The organism is Bartonella sp. MM73XJBT, assembly GCF_028618465.1.
Classification (GTDB): Bacteria; Pseudomonadota; Alphaproteobacteria; order Rhizobiales; family Rhizobiaceae; genus Bartonella.
Map to the genome: position 1 here is coordinate 17,064 of NZ_JAQISY010000017.1, position 18,705 is coordinate 35,768.

Consider the following 18,705-nt stretch of genomic DNA (forward strand, 5'->3'; position numbering starts at 1 on the left):
AAATGGCCATTGGCAAAAAAGTTTCAAAAACCTCTCCCATATCACTTGCTAGCAAATTGCACGAAGATACTGCAAAAATGCCGTCTTTCCTTCTACAAGCACATCGGATTGCCCAAACACTGATAACGGGATGGCATGGACAGCACAGACGTGGTCAGGGAGAAAATTTTTGGCAATTCCGCCCTTATATTGAAGGGGAGTCCATTACACGCATTGACTGGCGTCGCTCAGCACGTGATGAACATACTTACCTGCGTGAACATGAATCACAAATGACACAAACGGTTTGGCTTTGGACTGATCAAAGTGCATCTATGCATTATTGTTCGCGCCTTTCTAAAATCTCTAAAGGTGATCATGCCATCATTCTGACCCTTGCATTGGCGTTACTTCTTGCACAAAGTGGCGAACATATTGCGATCCCCAATCTCATGCCTCCTACCATGGCATCCAATGTCATAGAACGCATAGCGCTTACTTTGACAAATCATCAAAATGAAAGTCCATTGCCGGATTTTTCAACGATTACGCGTTTTTCACATGCCATCATAATAAGTGACTTTCTCGATCATCCTGAAGAAATCATCCAACATTTAAGCACTTTATCTACAAAACAGGTTACTGCGCATTTAATTGAAGTTGCTGATCCCGCAGAAGAAGACTTTCCCTATAGAGGTTGTACTGAATTTTTTGATCCCGAAACAAACGAAAAGCACACTTTTGGAAAAGCAGAAAACCTTCGTGAAAACTATTGCAAGCTGTATCAAGCAAGACGACAAGAATTAGTAAATTTTTGCTCACGCCAAGGATGGACCTATCACGTAAGTACAACAAATAAACCCTTCACTAAAACTATTTTGCATCTCGCAAACCAAATGGGAAGCTCTCCCTCTCACATCAGGAGGTCGCTTTGAGTTTTGCTGCTCCCCTGCTGTTACTTGGACTTTTATCCCTGCCCATCATTTGGTGGTTGTTACGCATAACACCTCCCTCACCGCGTAAAGAACCCTTTCCTCCTTTACGTTTTCTACCAAAATCAATTAATCAGCAGGAAAAAGCAAGCCACACACCTTGGTGGTTATTGTTACTACGACTAACCATAGCCGCACTGATTATCATCGCTTTAGCGCGCCCCATTTGGAATCAAAAGCCAATTATACTATCGAGATCACAGCCCCTTGCACTCATTATCGATAATGGATGGGCCTCTGCAAAAGAATGGAAAAAACGCATCTCTCTTGCTCAAAATCTCCTTGCACAAGCAGAAAAACAGCAAAAAGACATTTATTTTCTTGCCACCGCTGAAAATCATGACTCCAATAAAGGTCCTCTTCCTGCAAAAGTTGTAAAACAACATTTAATGCATTTGCAACCCCGCCCTTGGCCCGTCAATCGTGTGCATGCACTACAAAAACTGATTGCAATAAATAAAGGAAAACCCCTCGATATTGCTTACTTCAGTGATGGATTACAAACAAAGGAAGACGATCAAACTTTTGCTCTCATTGAGCAATTAAAACCTAAAACACTCTTATGGTATTTAGCCGATATTTCCGATTTATTTGGCATAACGGCCATAGAAAATGACAACGGAAACATGGTCGCACGCATTATCCGTGCAACAACACACGGTAAATCTCCCACTACACTAGAACTTTACGATTCAAACAATCAATTGCTTGGCCAATTTAAAGCAAACTTTCTTGAGGGAAAAACCACCACCCTTGTTCCTTTTAGCATACCACTTGAACTGCGTAATGACATTGCTTGGATAAAAGTGAGCAACCAAGCCCATGCAGCTGCGACCTTCTTAGTGGACAGCCATAAGAGACTGAGCCGTGTTGCTCTTCTCTCATCAAATACCAATGAAATGGTACAACCGTTACTCTCTCCATTTTATTATATTATCAATGCACTCCAGGGTCATACACAGCTTATAACAGCTGGTGGAAGAGAACTTTCAACGGATATTGACCACTTACTGAAACAAAATCCTTCTGTTTTCATTATGGGCGATATTGTAAACATGTCAGAAGAGGCAGAAAAAAAGCTGTCTGACTTCGTCAATAAAGGAGGAATACTTATCCGCTTTGCGGGAGAAAATCTGAGTAGCGCAGAACACTATGATAGCCTCCTTCCAGTAGCTTTACGCCCTGGTAAACGTTTGCTTGGTAGTATTATGTCTTGGACGAAACCGCAAAAACTTGCGCCATTTGCAAAAAATAGCCTATTCTCTGATCTTCCCTTTCCAGAAGATATTACGGTCTCACGCCAAATCCTAGCAGAACCAAACCCCGATCTTTTTGACAAGACATGGCTCGCTCTTTCTGATGGAACACCCCTCATTACGGCATCAGGACGTGGTAAAGGAACACTCATTCTTATCCACATTGCCCCTGATCCCACATGGTCCAATCTTCCTCTTTCTGGCTTTTTTGCACAAATGTTGCAAAAACTAATCACATTGAGTGCTTATGCAAACACAAATCCAACACACATAACAACACAAACAACCGTACAAAATCCGTGGCGAACAATAACTGCTGATGGACAATTACAAACGCCCCCCTCTCATGTTGTTCCACTGGTTCTTAATGCCAAATATCCACCCCTTCCTTCCTATCGTACTCCCCCCGGACTCTATGGTGTCAAAAATAATTTTTATGCACTCAATGTGTTAAATCCTTCATCACACTTGATAAAACAATCTCCATCACCTTCTTTAAGCAAAAATCTTTTATCTTACGACACAAAAGAACAACATCTTATTGGCCCACTTTTAGCATTAGCCATGTTACTCTTTGCCTTGGATAGTTTTTTAACTTTATGGATAGGAGGCAATCTTTTTCTCAACAGACGAAACAATATGCTGCTTTTTCTCCCCTTCACAATAGGTCTCATGATCTTCTTTTCACAGACTCCAATCGTTCATGCACAAAACCCAGAACGCCATACGGAAAGCATAGTACAAGCAGCAGGTGCAACACATCTTGCTTACATTATAACAAATAATCATGAAATTGATGCAACGAGTAAAAGTGGTCTAGAAGCCTTAAGCCGATTCATCGCAGAGCGGACAATGCTCGCACCAAGCTCTGTGGTAGCACTTGATCTTGAGAAAGACGAACTTGCCTTCTATCCTCTCATTTATTGGCCCCTTGATGCAAACAGTCCTCTACCAACACAAAAGAGTCTTGAAAAAATAAATCGCTTTATGAAACATGGAGGCACAATTTTATTTGACACACGCGATCAAATAACCACCAGCCTCACTCTTGAAGACACCGCCACCCCAGCCACACAAAGATTAAGAAGCATTTTAAAGGGATTAAATATCCCAGCCATTGAACCAGCATCAACAGATCATGTGATTGCTCGTTCTTTTTATATTATGCCAGACTTTCCAGGTCTCTACCGTGGTTCACCTTTGTGGGTTGAAACATCATCCTCAACCAATAAAAAAAACGAAAGTCTTTTCAGCTTGGGTGATAATGTCAGTTCTCTCCTGATTACTGGAAATAACTTTGCTGGTGCTTGGGCACTAGACGAAAAAGGCATGTGGAAATATCCACTTGTTCCCAATGATCCGATGCAACGTCTATGGGCTTTTCGTGCAGGATTAAATATAGTTCTCTATGTGCTTACAGGAAACTATAAAGCAGACCAAGTGCATGTTCCAGCACTTTTAGAACGCTTTAAAAGGGAAAGAAGGCAATGACCCCATTCTTTACTTTTCAGCCTTTTTTGCCTCTCTCTTGGTTTCTCTTCTTAGGAGGAATATCCACCCTTTTTGTCATTATTAGCCTCATTCAACAACGTCAAGGCTCTTTATTACGCCTTATAGCATTGATCGTGCTCCTCCTTACTTTACTCAATCCCATGATCATCAAAGAGCAGCGCGAACCACTGAAAAGTACGATAGGCATTGTCATTGATCGCAGCAAAAGCCAAACATTTGGCACACGTACAAACGACAGTGATGAAGCACGTAGACAACTTACAAAAGCATTGGCACATTACCCGCAATTTGAACCACGCTTTATTGAAGCTGGAAAACTTGCTGATAACCAATATGCACCCTCAACAAATTTGTTTCAGGCTTTAACACAGTCCATATCTGATATCCCACCATCTCGTTATGCAGGGACAATTTTTATCACCGATGGACAAGTCCATGACATTCCTGATATTATAGAGCTTCACCATCAAGCGCCACTCAATGCCCTCATCACAGGAAGGTCCAGTGAGTTTGACCGCCAAGTCAAAATTATTTCTCCTCCTCGCTTTGCCCTTATCAATAAACCACAAATACTCTCTATCTTAGTAGAAGATAAGGGGCAAACCCAACAATCTCTTCCAAAGCAAGCAGATATTACTGTAAGCATCAATGGACAAGAAGTTGGTCATTATTCTGTAACCCCCGGCAGTATTTTTCAAACGGAAATAACCCTTCCCCATGCTGAAAAAAATATCATCCAAGTTACCACAGAGACATACAAAGGCGAATTAAGCTCTGAAAACAACCGCGCCATAGCGATTATTGAAGGGATTAGAGAAAATTTGCGTGTCCTTCTTATTTCAGGTGCACCTTATAATGGTGAGAGAACATGGCGTGATCTTTTAAAAGGGGACTCCAATATTGATCTTGTTCATTTTACCATTTTGCGTCCTCCCAACAAAGCAGATAATACACCCTTAAGTCAATTATCACTTGTTGTTTTTCCTACCAAAAAGCTCTTTGTTGAAGAGATCAACAATTTTGATCTCATCATTCTTGATGGCTATCAACACTCTAGTGTTCTCCCGTTAATCTATTATGATTATATCGCGCAATATGTACAACAGGGTGGTGCGTTGCTAATGGTAACAGGACCTGAGTTTACGCAACAAAACTCGCTTGCGAAAACACCTTTAATAAGCATCCTCCCCGCGTTACCCAATGGTACTATTCTTCAAAAGCCTTTTCGCCCAAAGTTAACCAAAGAAGGTGAACGCCATCCTGTCACAAAAAACCTTGCAACACTTAACTTTCCAGCCTCTCAATGGGGACGGTGGCTACGACAAATTGCTATTCAAAACACACACAAAGGCATTGCTCTGATGAAAGGAGCAGATGAACAACCTCTTTTACTTCTTTCCTATGTTGGTCAGGGGCGTGTGGGCATGTTGCTTTCTGATGAAAGTTGGCTTTGGGCAAGAGGTTTCGAAGGTGGAGGTCCCTATGCAGCTCTCTATCGCCGAATTGCCCATTGGCTTATGAAAGAGCCAGAACTTGAAGAGGAAAAATTAACTGCTACCAGCAACCATCATCGTTTAACCATCTATCGCCAAACACTCAAAGATCACCCAGAACCAGCCGAAATAACTTTTCCCTCTGGAAAAAAAGAAAATATCATCCTTACAAAAGAGCAAGAAGGGATCTTTGCTGCAACAATAGATATTGATGAAACAGGAATTTTTACCATCAAAAATGGGGACTTAACAACTCTTTCTTTTGTAACTGTACTTGATAATCTCGAATTACTTGATGTCATTTCAACAAAAGAAAAACTCGCCCCCATCAGTAAACATACTGGCGGATACATCGCACGTTTACACGACAAAGAAAAAGAAGGTATTCATCTTCCTCCTATAAAGCTGATTCGGTCACAAACCGGTACAACATCTTCATCTGCTCATTCAATTGTACTAAAAGAAGCAACAGAGACCCGTTTAATCAAGAGTTTCCATTTGTCGATCTTTTCTGATTTCTTTGCACTGCTTATCTGTCTTATCCTGTTAAACAGCATGTGGTATCGTGAAAGCCGTTAAAAAGTCCAAAAATTCCTGTTATGATTTTATAATGCCTCTGTTTCTTATCACAGCATTCACTTATTTGTTACTCTTAAACAGCTTATGATCTCAAGTCATTTAAAAACCTTGAGAATTCAAGTCATCTTTTATAATGTAAAAAAACAATAAAGCATAGCTTTCTCAAAAGCTTTTCTTCCTCTTTTTGAGAAATTGTTCTTTCATTTTACAAACCTTTTTTACCTCGGAAATGCACCAGCTTGTCCTCCTCTCTTTTTTTTCCTATTTTATTGCCTAAATCATTTTCAACGCTATGCTAACGTCTATGTTTTATCTTGCTCATATATCAGATGTGCATCTTGCACCTTTGCCGCAACCTTCTTTCTTTGAACTTTGTGGAAAGCGTCTTACGGGCTATCTGAATTGGCAAAAAAAGCGTAAGAACCAAATGGCAACAAATGTCCTAGACATTTTAATGGATCACTTGAAAAAGACAAATCCTGATCATCTTGTCATCTCTGGTGATCTTGTTAATCTTGCTCTTGATAAAGAATTTGAACAAGCGCGTCATTGGTTATTGAACCAAGGAGAGCCTCAAAATATTTCCTTAACATTTGGCAATCATGATGCCTATGTCCGTGGAGCATTTCAAAAAGCCTGTACCCTTTTCAAACCTTGGATCGAAGGTGATACCCTTCAAAAAAAGGCTTTTCCTTATATGCGTATTCGCAAGAACGTCGCTATTATCAGTGCTTCCTCAGCCATTGCGACACCACCTTTTCAAGCTTTTGGTTATTTTGGCAAAAAGCAAGCACAAGCTTTATCGCAACTTTTAAATGAAGCTGCAACACGCAAACTTTTTCGTGTTGTCATTATCCATCATCCCCCCTTTCATCACGCCACCTTTTGGCATAAGAAACTATGGGGCATCGAGCGTTTTTTAAACATTATCAAACATCATGGCTGTGAACTCGTTCTTCATGGACATACCCATCTTCCCACATTGAAGACCATTCAAGGCGCAACAGGAAAAATTCCTATTGTTGGTGTTTCCTCCGCATCACAAGCTTTTGGTGATAAAAAACCACCCGCAGGATTTAATTTATTTGCCATTGATGGTGAAAGCTCTCAATGGCGCTGCCAATTGCAACGCTATAGCCTCATCAATCAAAAAAACGAAATCGCCTGTAGTGAAACAATAAATCTTTAAACATTTTGTAAACCCTAAAAATTGTAAAAACAAGCAAACAATAAAGACATCTTTGGGTTAAAACAATTTTTTCTCTTTCCCCGTTTAGCAGAACAAAAATTCTTAACCATAAAACAAAGGGCAGATTGGTTTCTCCCAAATTACCTACCAACGACTTATATGCTTCCACCCCACCAGCTTATCGGATAAGTCTTGTCATCAATATTTTACTTCAACCTTATCTTTATCTGGCCAATGCCAAAAAATCAGCTACAGAAAAGCACCTTGAGTATAGAAATATGCCTTATACTCTCCCTTAAAACATAATGTTACATGCTACAATAGAGAATTGGAAAAAATCTTTTTAGAGAAAAGGAACCACCGTTGTACCCGGAGGCAACTTAGCCTCTTCCTCAGGCTCAACATGAATAGAAATACGCACATTATCAAATTCTTCTTGAAGAGCACCTTCAATTTTATCGCAAATCCGATGTGCTTCTCCTACCGACATCACCGCAGGTACAACCAAATGAAATTCTATAAAAGTCACTCTACCAGCAACACGGGTAAGCAAATCATGAACTTCAAGTGCTCCCTGTGCATTTGCAGAAATAAGCTCACGAATCCGCATAGTCTCATTCAATTCAACGCCAACATCCATTAAACCCTGAACAGCACTGTTAATAACCTTCCAGCCTTGCAAAAGAATATTAACAGCAACAATAATCGCTAAAATTGGATCTAAAACACCCCATCCACTGAAAAAACCAGCAACTAAACCAATTAAAATAGCAAGGGACGTAAAAACATCTGTTATGAAATGTATTCCATCAGCTTTAAGAGCTGGTGAACGATGAATTTTTCCCTGATGGATGAGAATCCAACCCCACATGCAATTTATAACACTTGCCACAACATGAATAACGAGCCATACTCCGGGCTTTTGTAATAATTTTACGGTTGAGAGAACCATCCATGCTTCTCTCAAAATGATAATTGCTGCAATAATGATCAGGATTCCTTCAAGAATCGCAGAAAAATATTCTGCCTTATGATGTCCAAAAGGATGATCGTGATCAGCCGGCTTCATACTCACTTTAACCGCCCACCACGCCGCCAATGATGCAAGTATATTGACGATTGATTCTAATGCATCCGAATAAAGCGCAACCGAACCGGTGATGTGATATGCCCAATATTTCAAAGCGAAAACGATACATGCAACGAAGATAGAGTATAGGGTTAAATTCTGTATATTGATTTTGGCACCCATCACCACGCCCATTCTTCTTTACAAAATAAGGAAGAGCATTTTAAACTCTACTCCCTGTGACATTCTTGATATACTACCATTACTCCTGCAACTTCATAGAAATTTTACAAGATAAACGAATCTCACAGCGCATCATTGTCATCTCAATACCAAAGCTGTTACACAATATAACACCATAAATAAAGTAACGCAGAGACTCCAACAAGAAATAAAAATCTCCTTTGAGAAAAATCAAAGGTATTATCTTTATCATCTCATAAACTTTTAAGTAACTTCATAAATATATCAGTAGCATTGCACACAATAAAAAAGATCGCGTCACCTTCCAATGCAACCTCATACCTCAACTGGAGCAAAAAATATGACTGCTAAAAAACTCAAAAATGATCTTCAGGAACAAAAAAAGAGAACGCTTCCCCCCCAAAAAAAAAGAATCTGAGCATTGGGGACCCAGATTCTTTTCCCTTAGAGATTAAGGGTATGCAGAGCTTAGGAAATAGCGGGGACCTAAGACCCTGCATCCGATACGAAAACAAACTACATTGTACCGCACTCGGTATTCTTACATTATACCTATGGTTGTATTTTGTCAACACAATTCTATCATAAGTTTTAAAATAATAAATTTTTTTTATCCTTCCCTTCAAACAAAAGCAAATATTAAACATCTAGCAATTGAGAAAAAAGAATATTAAATCTCCTCTATGCATTTAAATATCACAACAATTTCTGAAACTGATGATCTACGTTTGCGAGACTATCATAATATCCGTGAAAAAGATCTTGTTGGACGACGACATCAATTTATAGCTGAAGGTAAAGTTATATTATCGACATTGCTAGCTTCCAAAGAATTTTCTGCTCTCTCTCTGCTTATAGTGAGAGAACGCCTCCCTAGCCTGATGCCCCTTTTAGAAAAAACACAGCCAACATGCCCCATTTATTGTGTCCATCAAAAAATCATGGATGATATTACCGGCTTTCATGTTCATCGTGGTGTGCTTGGTATTGGTAAACGTACAACACTCCCATCATTACAATTTTTTTTACAAGAACTCCCGACTGAAGCTTTGATTCTGGTTTTATGTGGTATCTCTAATCACGATAATATGGGAGCCATTTTTCGCAATGCAGCTGCTTTTGCCAGCCATGGTATTATCATTGATAAAACCTCATGCGATCCACTCTACCGCAAATCCATCAGAGTTTCTACTGGAGCAGCTCTCAAGGTACCCTATACGCAAGGTGCGGATATTGATGACATTATGGCAACGCTAAACGCTGCAGATTTTCATCTCTATTCGCTTTCGCCCTCTGCGCCCCACACTCTAAAGCAAGCAAAACCAACAAAAAAGACAGCTCTTATTTTGGGAACAGAAGGTGACGGCTTACCAACCCATGTCCTACAAAAATCAGAAACCTTACGCATTCCCATGGCTCACGGTTTTGACAGCCTTAATGTCGCCACAGCAACAGGTATTGCACTTGCCCATTTCAGCGATTTTGCAAAACTCTCCTAAAAGCAATACCACTGTAAATAGCAAAATATCCGGTAAGTAGATTACTTATATTTATAAGATGCCATTGTTTTAAAGTCTGAAGCAACAGCCGTTTTTGTTTCCAGATTGCACAAAAGGCGTTTCAACATCACTTCAGTATCCGCAGCACGTTCTGAACGAGTTACAAACCCTCCTCCAAGCACACGCGCTTCATTACTCTTCCCATCATAAAGAACACAAGCTTGTCCTGGTGCCACAGCATTCTCACGTTCCAACAAATCAACGGAAAAAACACCCTCTTGATAATGCAAACGCGCAAGATGCGGAGGACGGGTTGAACGAACTTTTACAGCCACCTCGACACCATCGGAGGGAAAATTATCCAACGGCTCATCTCCAAGCCAATTCACATCACGCAAAAAGAGTTTATGTGTTTCCAACATTTCACGTGGGCCAACAATAACCCGCGCATTTTCTACATCGAGATAAACCACATAAAGCGCTTCACCCGTTGCAACACCAATACCACGGCGTTGTCCAACGGTATAATGAACAATTCCCGCATGTTTTCCTAAAACCTTTCCATCAATATGCACAATAACTCCAGGATTAGCAGCCTCTGGACGCAATTTTGTGATAACATCAGAATATTTTCCTTGCGGAACAAAACAAATATCCTGACTATCATGCTTATTGGCAACAACAAACCCCATTTCTGCCGCTATTTCACGAACCCGTGCTTTGGGAAGGTCACCTAGCGGAAAACGCAAATAATCAATCTGCTCTTGTGTCGTTGCAAAGAGGAAGTAGCTCTGATCGCGATCACTATCGAGAGGGCGAAAAAGTGCCCGATGCACACCATGGGAACGCGAGCGAATATAATGCCCCGTTGCCAAAGCATCCGCACCTAATTGACGCGCCGTTGCTAAGAGATCAGCAAATTTAACAGTCTGATTGCACGCCACACATGGCACAGGAGTCTCACCATGAGCATAACTTTCTGCAAAAGGATCAATGACCGCTTCACGAAAACGCTTTTCATAATCAAGAACGTAATGAGGTATACCCAATGTCTCTGCTACGCGGCGAGCATCCTCAATATCTTGTCCAGCACAACATGCCCCCACCCGATGTGTTGCTGCACCATGATCATAAAGTTGCAAGGTAATCCCAATGACATCATAGCCTTCCTTTTTCAAAAGGCCTGCCACAACCGATGAATCAACTCCACCCGACATTGCCACAACAATACGGGAATTCTCAGGCCGTCCTGGTAAATCAAGACTGTTCAAAAACATGTATTCATTCTCTATTTTAATGGACACCTGTATATTAATGCCCCTAATATGCGCTATTCATTGCTTTTATGCTATTCACCCTTCTCTTATATTGTTTTTTTATCCTTTCCACAACCAATAGCATCACTTTCTTAAAAGCGGCTGCAGACAAAAAAAGAATGATGAAAATAAGGCACAATAAAAATCTTTTCTATTCTTCAAAAAAATCGATAGAAATATTACAAAAGATTACTTAGCGCGCTTCACTTTGAAGCATATTTTTTATTGTCTTGCTTACTTTATTAATTTTTTTTCAACGCGTTTAGCTCTTTTTTAAATTTCATGTTTTACAAACGAATCAAATCCTTGACTAAAGGTAGAGGATAGAATGACCAACCTGATAAAAACACAAATGAAATATGTTATTGGACCAGATGGAAGTCCGCTTACCATTGCTGATCTACCGCCCAAAACCACAAGGCGGTGGGTAATCCGTCGCAAAGCTGAGGTTGTTGCGGCTGTTAGAGGTGGATTGTTAAGTCTTGATGAGGCGTGTCAACGCTATACTTTGACCGTAGAAGAATTTCTTTCATGGCAAAGTTTGATCGATGAACACGGTTTGGCTGGATTACGAACCACCAAAATCCAACATTACAGGCACTAATTCGCCAGTGATAGTGATTCGATAATAGCTTAAAATACAAACAGCCAAACTTTTTCAAGTTTGGCTGTTTTTTCGCATCTCAACATATAAACATCTCAAAATATTAATTTTTAAACGATAGTTTTTATCAGCCCGTCATTGAGTTAGAGTGACTTAAAACATTCTCATCATCCGTGAATGCTTTTTTTCCCCGCGCCTCAAGAAGCTGTGCACGCTGTAGCTCTCCCTTGATTTCATGAAGAGTCATTTCAGCATTTGTTTTTTGCAACTGCAAATCACGAATCGAATTTACAAGATTATCGCGTCTCTGCCGCGCTGCACGAGCAAAAGCAGAATAAGCAAAATGGTGAACATCATTGTTGCCAGATTTACGTTCTTCGTTAATAATTTGCGCTTCTAATTCCAACACCATTCGCTCAAATTCTGCAATCATCATCTCAAGCTGTGCAATTTCACGATACTTCCCACGCACTTGAAACATCCTCAATCGCACTATACTTTCCCGTGGCTTCATACTCACTACTCCTTGATTACGCCTGCTCAAAATTCCTATTCGCACTTTAATATATACGTTAGTTGGACTTTTTCTGACGAAAACAATCCATTTTCAAATTTAAAACGATAATTTCTGCCTTTCCTTAAAGTACTTGACGAACACAATATTTTTTCAAAAGAAATAACCATTTCTTCACTTTTCGCTTTCACTATAGAACAAAGAGATTTAAAGCTCAGTAAACAAAAACTGCAATTTTAAAAAAGCAATTAAAGTAGTCCCTTATAAGATTTTCTTAAAGTCAATTTTCCGTGGAAAAAGCATTTTATTTTTTCATTAAGTTCACAAATATGCTATTTTTCTAAAATATTTTTTAACCTCTTTTAAAAATAAAAATATTTTGTTAACCACTATCATGGATAGTGGGGAATTCAGTGGTGATTGTTACGCGTACTGCTGAAATATTCATAAACGCTTTATTATTAAGCGTTTGGTTTCGTAAGTTATTTTTATCAACGGTAGTTTTACCTGATGATAAAATGCAAAGTGCTCTTTCTGATTCGTAAAGAGCAAAGTGAGGGATTAAAATGCGCGTATTATTAATTGAAGATGATAAAGCAATGACACAGAGCATTGAGCTCATGCTTAAATCAGCAAATTTTAATGTTTATATCACTGATCTAGGTGAAGAAGGTGTCGATTTAGGAAAGCTTTATGATTATGATATCATTTTGCTTGATCTAAATCTACCTGATATGTCAGGCTATGATGTCCTGCGAACCCTCAGATTAGCAAAAATAAAAACCCCTGTCCTCATTCTTTCTGGTATGAATGCCATTGAAGATAAAGTGCGTGGTTTTGGCTTTGGTGCTGATGATTATATGACAAAACCCTTCCATAAGGATGAGCTTATTGCGCGTATTCATGCGGTTGTTCGCCGTTCGAAAGGGCATGCGCAATCAGTTATTGTTACCGGCGATCTCACTGTTAACCTTGATGCAAAAACAGTCGAAGTTTCTGGACGTCCTGTTCATTTAACTGGGAAAGAGTATCAAATGCTAGAGCTTCTCTCTCTGCGCAAAGGTACGACACTCACCAAAGAAATGTTTCTCAATCATCTCTACGGTGGAATGGATGAACCAGAGCTTAAAATTATTGATGTTTTTATCTGTAAACTGCGTAAAAAATTAGAAGCTGTTTCTTCTCACGTAAATTATATTGATACGGTTTGGGGACGTGGTTATGTATTACGTGATCCCGTTGAAGAAAACATACGTAAAACCGCTTAAGCAGTGAAAACGCACATTGTAAAATCTCGGAGTAGCGGGCCGAGATTTTTTCTCTGTTACAAAATAAAGGCTTCCATACAAGCAATCTCTTAATAGAGAAAAAGGCTTAAAGCTTTAGGATCCTCAACCCTCCCATTTCCAAATATAATCTCATCGCTCACGAATATATTCTAAGCCATCCTTTCCAAATATGGCTTAGGCACTTGTATCTTATTCAAAGATTCTTCACACTTTCTAAAACAAGACACCCCTCAGTTTCATTGATATTTATTTTCATATCTGTCATTTCAGCAAGTAAGACTGTGTAATAAAATTGAATACCATGAGCATCGATAAGCTCTTCCTGAATTTCTCCATTATACAATGCAAGAAAATGAGAAGGAATACGGAGATTTTTACCACAAACTTCAAAGCGAAAAGAACGTTTATTTTCCTCTTGCATAATCATAACAACGATTTCTCCCTCACGAGAAACAGTTGTATTTGCAATCAATAACAAATTAAGCAAAAGTTTAACTTCATTTTTTGGTAAAAGCAGAGCAGGAATTTGCCATTTTAAAATTGCTTTTTCTTCTTTCATATATTGTTGAGCCACCTGCTCAGCGGTACGTGTATCTATTTGTCCCCCACTTGCACCTGCAAAGCCAAAAGCCAATCGTGCAAATTGTAGACGCGCAGAAGCACTCGCAACGGACCAACGCACCAATTGCAAAGCATCTTCTTCAGCTCCTCCCTCATCATAAAGCTCCATCGCATTTTGAATAGCACCAACAGGTGAGATCAAATCATGGCAAAGACGGCTACAAAGCAAAGCCGCAAGATCCATAGGCTTCAAAGAAACAGCTAATGTCATAATTATTGAGAACTCCAAAAATTTAAAAACAAGCTTGCTTTTAAAGCAAAACTCTTAACATCCAATGCATACATATAGAAAAATTGAACAATCACGCTAATTTTTTAGAAACAAATTCAAGAATTTAAATAACCTTACATCTTATTTTTTATTTGAATAGAATGAAAATCCTAATATGATCTCCTTGTTTGTAACCAACAAAAGGGAAAAACTCTATGGCCCTCTCTTTTCTAATACGCTGGTACAAAAACATTGTATCTCTTATCTTCCTTTTATTCATCATCATCAACACTGCAAATGCACAAGTTCAACCAATAGAACAACATGAACCTCATTATTCTCTGCAAGAAATCATTGATTCTGGTCATATTTTTTTTGGAAAAACAACGAGCGGTATAGCAGCAGCAATTGAAAATATCTTTTCACAATACGGTTATCCAAATGCCTATATTTTAGGGGAAGAGGCTTCTGGCGCCTTTTTTGCGGGACTAACCTATGGTGAGGGAAGACTTTTTACAAAACTCTACGGTCAACATAAAGTTTTTTGGCAAGGCCCTTCTGTAGGATGGGATTTTGGTGGACAAGGTTCCCGTCTCATGATCTTAGTTTACGATCTTAATCATATAAATAATTTATGGGGACGCTATGGTGGTATTTCAGGTTCGGCCTATTTAATTGCAGGTGTTGGTTTTCATGTCCTAAAACGCCACAATGTCTTACTCGTTCCCGTCCGAACAGGTATTGGTGCACGCCTTGGCATCAATGTAGGATATTTAAAATTAACACCCAAACCGACATGGAATCCATTTTAAACGGAATATTCTTAAAAAGGGGATTTATGCTTATTCAATCGCTTCTTTTTTTTATTCTTGGAGTTGCTTGCACAGCGTGGTTATTAGTGCTTTGGACCCCCCTTATTTGGCGTAAAGCTGTTCATTTTGCGCAGAAGAGTGTTTCTGCACAAATTCCATTGTCACTCACTGAAGTGCAAGCAAACTACAATTTTCTCTGTGCACAACACGCTGTGGAACTTGCGCGCAATGAACAAAAATATGAATTTTTGCAAAAAAAATATGCGCAACAAAAAATACAACTTAGCCAAACAACAGAACAGCTTTACCAACTATGTTTTCCTACACAAAACATATCTTCCTCCTCAAAGGAAGCTATCACAACCCAACAAAATCTTATCTCAACAAATAATTTCATAAGGGAAATTAAAACTATGCGTGAAAAAATCGCACATTATCAACAACGTTTACAAAAAATTCAAATCAATGCGCTCGATACAACAGAAAACCAGCAACTCTTAGATGAACTGCGTGAAGAAACAAAGGAATTAGCAGCAACATTAGCTGCTCAAATAGCACTACAGGAAGGAGCTACATCCCCCATCTGCACATTGATTAAAAATTCCAAAAACACAAACGATCTCGCATCGCGCATTCGCAAAAAAATAACCTGCACAAAAAAAACACCTCTTACATAATTTATCTTCAAAATAGCTCAAATAAACATCTAGATTGATAATACTAACTCTATCTTTGTAGCATAAATATTGCCGTTACCATCTTGAGATAAAAAAGCATCACATCTGTCTTTTAGGATACAAAGACACACTGAAGAGTCCAGTGGTAATTTGGGCTTTATTTTAAAAAATATTTCCAAGAGATCAGCAAAATAAAGCCCACTATTAACGAACTTTTAGAGAGAAAGATATTCTCTCAAGAATGATAAAAATCTTTTATTTTCTGAATGATCATATCCTGATCATTTTGCGTTAAATAAGGATGCATGGGTAAACTTAAAACATGGGCTCCCAGGGATTCAGAAACATCAAGAGAACCTTTTACATAAGGAAAATGCTTATAAGCGGGCTGTTGATGCAAAGGAGTTTTGTAATAAACCATTGTAGGAATAGAGTTTTTCTGTAAGTAGTCCTTTAATTCGTCACGTTTTTTTACTTTAAGAGTATATTGTGCATAGGCACAACGAACATTCTCTCCCACTTCTGGAACTGTCACAATATCTCTTAAATGATTGGAATAATATTGAGCAATCACCACACGCTTTTCCATCTCTTCTTCAAAGATACCAAACTTTTCTAATAAAATTGCAGCTTGAATAGTGTCTAGACGCGAATTCATACCAATACGCACATTGTCATATTGCGTTTCACCTTTACCATGAAAGAGAATCGAACGTAAAAGTTCTGCCAAATGATCATCATTGGTCATCATAGCGCCTCCATCACCATAACAGCCCAACGGTTTTGCAGGATAAAAACTTGTGGCAGCCACATCACCAAAAGCGCCGCACATAGTATTACCGCTTCGTCCTCCCATTGACTGTGCAGCATCTTCAATCACAAACAGATTTTCTTCTGCCGCCACGCTAGCAATTTGCGCGTAATCAGCAGGAAGGCCAAACAAATCAACAGCAATAATTGCCTTTGGTTTAAGACGCCCCTCTTTTTTAATCATTTCGATTGCATCACAAAGTTTTCCAACATCAATATTGAATGTATCAGGTAAAACATCAACAAAAACAGGTTCAGCTCCCACCAAAGCGACAACTTCAACGGTTGCAGAAAACGTGAAACTAGGACAAAAGACAGCATCACCTGGACCAATATTTCTAGCCATAAGAGGCATCTTCAATGCATCTGTTCCATTGGCACATGCAATCACATGTTTAACACCAAGATAATCGGCCAATCGCTCTTCAAATTCTGTCACTTTAGGTCCCAAAATATATTTACCACTGGCGATCACATGCGCAATTGCAGAATTAATTTTGTCTTCAATACGCGCACGCTGCGCTCCAAGGTCGATGAATTGCATACTAACTCCATTAATCATCACAAGAATGCAAAAGGGCTACTTATCTCTTTTATCTCTGATAGTTGACATGAGCAGCAGTTAAAATCCGTAAAACAGCAATGGCATCATCACCATTTGTGCGAGGTGCTTGACGCGTTTTAATACAATGAAGGAAATGCTGTAATTCACAAGTAAGCGGCAAACCTTCACACACATCAATATAGTTCACCTCATCAGTGCTAAAAGCCCACTCTTGACTCTCTTTCCAAACGGAAAAACGGTGCAATGCCAATTTACAGCTCCATGGTTTCATATCATCAAAAACAAGCATAGCCTTTGTACCAACAACCGTTAAAAGCCTTTCACGATAAGAACTCAAGCGTGAAGTAAAAAGATGGCTACGAATACCATTTGGAAAAGTCATATGAATATGAGCAAAATCAGAACACTGATCAATGATAGCTCCACCCTCACCGCGAACTTCAGAAGGTTCACATCCCGTGACAGCCAAAATCATTGAGAGATCATGCGGAGCAAGATCCCATAGAGCATCACTTTGTGTATGAAATTTTCCAAAGCCTAACCGATGAGAATAAATATAACGCACCTCCCCCAGTTCTCCGCTTTTCACCAATTCACACATTTTTTCAAAAGCAGGATGAAACCTTAAAATATGGCCCACCATAAAAATCCGTTTGTATTGACGAGCAATTTTTACTTGGCGTTCAGCATCAGTAATATTCAAAGCTATTGGTTTTTCAACCAAAACATCTTTACCATTTTTTACAGCACGCAAAACATTTTCTGTATGAAGCTGCGGAGGTAGTGCTAACACCAACGCGTCAATATCTCTATAAGTGAAAATATCATCAGGCGCGACAACATCAACGCCATACATACTTGCAAAACTTGCTGCACGAGCACTATCAACATCAGAAACTGCTGTTAAAGCCCCAAGACTTTGGAGTGTTCGTATATGATTCCCACCCCAATGACCGCATCCTAAAACCGCTACACGTGGCGCCATTTTTATGCTTTACCTCACCTCATCATATAAAAATTATATTTCCCTAATACTCCATATCGATGATAAAATAGAATGACAAGAGAAAAGCTTAAAAACGACGCTTGACATCTTACTATTCTACCTCTTATATCCGCAAAAGATGAAGTCATGTGCTCATATTTTTATGTGGCGGAGTAGCTCAGTAGGTTAGAGCAGAGGAATCATAATCCTTGTGTCGGGGGTTCAAATCCCTCCTCCGCTACCGTTTTCTTTTCAAGCTGTTGTAGCTTGCCTGTAGCTTGCCAGCAGGTTTTGTATATTTTGACACCAGGTTTTGTACCAATTTATTTTCTTTTAAAGGTTTTTTAAGGTGTTTTCAAAGGGTCTTCAAAGACCTTTCAAAGGGTATTTAAAACCTCTTTTATGAATCTTTTTTCTTCCTCTAATAAATCGCAATTTGAGATGATGCGTTCTTGAACCGGAGTCGGATTATTTGAGACGCAGCATTTATAACCTCTTTTAGAATAAATTGAGTGATAATTTTTCTGTA

At 39.2% G+C, this 18,705-nt stretch carries 16 protein-coding genes and 1 tRNA gene; 11 read left to right on the plus strand and 6 right to left on the minus strand.

Annotated elements, in window-relative coordinates; translation table 11 throughout:
• Positions 1-2: 2 nt before the first annotated feature.
• The 4 genes from PVV69_RS06550 to PVV69_RS06565 all read left to right on the plus strand — a co-directional run bounded on the left by PVV69_RS06550 (position 3) and on the right by PVV69_RS06565 (position 7,000).
• Positions 3-914 (plus strand): DUF58 domain-containing protein, encoded by a 912-nt coding sequence (locus PVV69_RS06550; protein ID WP_273756911.1) that lies wholly within the window; start codon positions 3-5, stop codon positions 912-914.
• Positions 911-3,718 carry a DUF4159 domain-containing protein gene (locus tag PVV69_RS06555; protein WP_273756912.1) on the plus strand — a complete coding sequence of 936 codons (2,808 nt, stop codon included), beginning with the start codon at positions 911-913 and terminating at the stop codon, positions 3,716-3,718. Before PVV69_RS06550 ends, PVV69_RS06555 begins: the two co-directional genes overlap by 4 nt.
• Positions 3,715-5,811 carry a hypothetical protein gene (locus tag PVV69_RS06560; protein ID WP_273756913.1) on the plus strand — a complete coding sequence of 699 codons (2,097 nt, stop codon included), beginning with the start codon at positions 3,715-3,717 and terminating at the stop codon, positions 5,809-5,811. Before PVV69_RS06555 ends, PVV69_RS06560 begins: the two co-directional genes overlap by 4 nt.
• Positions 5,812-6,103: 292 nt before the next feature.
• Positions 6,104-7,000, plus strand: a complete 897-nt coding sequence (locus PVV69_RS06565) for a metallophosphoesterase (RefSeq protein WP_273756915.1) — start codon at positions 6,104-6,106, stop codon at positions 6,998-7,000.
• Between the two features lie 343 nt (positions 7,001-7,343).
• On the opposite strand, the gene PVV69_RS06570 is transcribed toward PVV69_RS06565, so the two are convergent.
• Entirely contained in the window at positions 7,344-8,252 is a 909-nt protein-coding gene (locus PVV69_RS06570) for a cation diffusion facilitator family transporter (RefSeq protein ID WP_273756916.1), read from the minus strand.
• A 704-nt stretch (positions 8,253-8,956) separates the two neighbouring features.
• Between PVV69_RS06570 and PVV69_RS06575 the strand changes: the two genes are divergently transcribed.
• Positions 8,957-9,772 carry an RNA methyltransferase gene (locus PVV69_RS06575; protein WP_273719777.1) on the plus strand — a complete coding sequence of 272 codons (816 nt, stop codon included), beginning with the start codon at positions 8,957-8,959 and terminating at the stop codon, positions 9,770-9,772.
• Positions 9,773-9,813: 41 nt separating this feature from the next.
• Here the strand turns inward: PVV69_RS06575 and mnmA are convergent, their stop codons facing one another.
• A complete protein-coding gene (mnmA, locus tag PVV69_RS06580; RefSeq protein WP_273756917.1) occupies positions 9,814-11,049 on the minus strand; it encodes a tRNA 2-thiouridine(34) synthase MnmA in 1,236 nt (411 codons plus the stop codon).
• 367 nt (positions 11,050-11,416) lie between these two features.
• Here mnmA and PVV69_RS06585 point away from each other — a divergent pair, with 367 nt between their 5' ends.
• Positions 11,417-11,692 (plus strand): DUF1153 domain-containing protein, encoded by a 276-nt coding sequence (locus PVV69_RS06585; protein ID WP_273719775.1) that lies wholly within the window; start codon positions 11,417-11,419, stop codon positions 11,690-11,692.
• 127 nt (positions 11,693-11,819) lie between these two features.
• Here PVV69_RS06585 and PVV69_RS06590 read toward each other — a convergent pair whose 3' ends face one another.
• Positions 11,820-12,206 (minus strand): flagellar export protein FliJ, encoded by a 387-nt coding sequence (locus PVV69_RS06590; protein ID WP_273756918.1) that lies wholly within the window; start codon positions 12,204-12,206, stop codon positions 11,820-11,822.
• A 416-nt stretch (positions 12,207-12,622) separates the two neighbouring features.
• Here PVV69_RS06590 and PVV69_RS06595 point away from each other — a divergent pair, with 416 nt between their 5' ends.
• Positions 12,623-12,751: a hypothetical protein gene (locus tag PVV69_RS06595; RefSeq protein ID WP_273756919.1), complete on the plus strand. Its 129-nt coding sequence runs from the start codon at positions 12,623-12,625 to the stop codon at positions 12,749-12,751.
• Positions 12,752-12,772: 21 nt separating this feature from the next.
• Complete coding sequence (gene ctrA / locus PVV69_RS06600) at positions 12,773-13,474, plus strand: response regulator transcription factor CtrA (protein WP_273756920.1); 702 nt, start codon at positions 12,773-12,775, stop codon at positions 13,472-13,474.
• 214 nt (positions 13,475-13,688) lie between these two features.
• Here ctrA and chpT read toward each other — a convergent pair whose 3' ends face one another.
• On the minus strand, positions 13,689-14,327 hold the full coding sequence (chpT, locus tag PVV69_RS06605; RefSeq protein WP_273719771.1) for a histidine phosphotransferase ChpT: 639 nt from the start codon (positions 14,325-14,327) through the stop codon (positions 13,689-13,691).
• Positions 14,328-14,542: 215 nt separating this feature from the next.
• Here chpT and PVV69_RS06610 point away from each other — a divergent pair, with 215 nt between their 5' ends.
• Positions 14,543-15,139, plus strand: coding sequence for a DUF1134 domain-containing protein (locus tag PVV69_RS06610; RefSeq protein ID WP_273756921.1), 597 nt, complete (start codon positions 14,543-14,545; stop codon positions 15,137-15,139).
• A 26-nt stretch (positions 15,140-15,165) separates the two neighbouring features.
• Positions 15,166-15,816: a hypothetical protein gene (locus PVV69_RS06615; protein ID WP_273756922.1), complete on the plus strand. Its 651-nt coding sequence runs from the start codon at positions 15,166-15,168 to the stop codon at positions 15,814-15,816.
• Positions 15,817-16,051: 235 nt separating this feature from the next.
• On the opposite strand, the gene PVV69_RS06620 is transcribed toward PVV69_RS06615, so the two are convergent.
• Complete coding sequence (locus PVV69_RS06620) at positions 16,052-17,170, minus strand: DegT/DnrJ/EryC1/StrS aminotransferase family protein (protein WP_273756923.1); 1,119 nt, start codon at positions 17,168-17,170, stop codon at positions 16,052-16,054.
• Between the two features lie 49 nt (positions 17,171-17,219).
• Positions 17,220-18,176: a Gfo/Idh/MocA family protein gene (locus tag PVV69_RS06625; RefSeq protein ID WP_273756924.1), complete on the minus strand. Its 957-nt coding sequence runs from the start codon at positions 18,174-18,176 to the stop codon at positions 17,220-17,222.
• A gap of 167 nt (positions 18,177-18,343) precedes the next feature.
• On the opposite strand from PVV69_RS06625, the gene PVV69_RS06630 reads away from it, so the two are divergent.
• Positions 18,344-18,417, plus strand: a tRNA-Met gene (locus tag PVV69_RS06630).
• Positions 18,418-18,705: the final 288 nt, after the last annotated feature.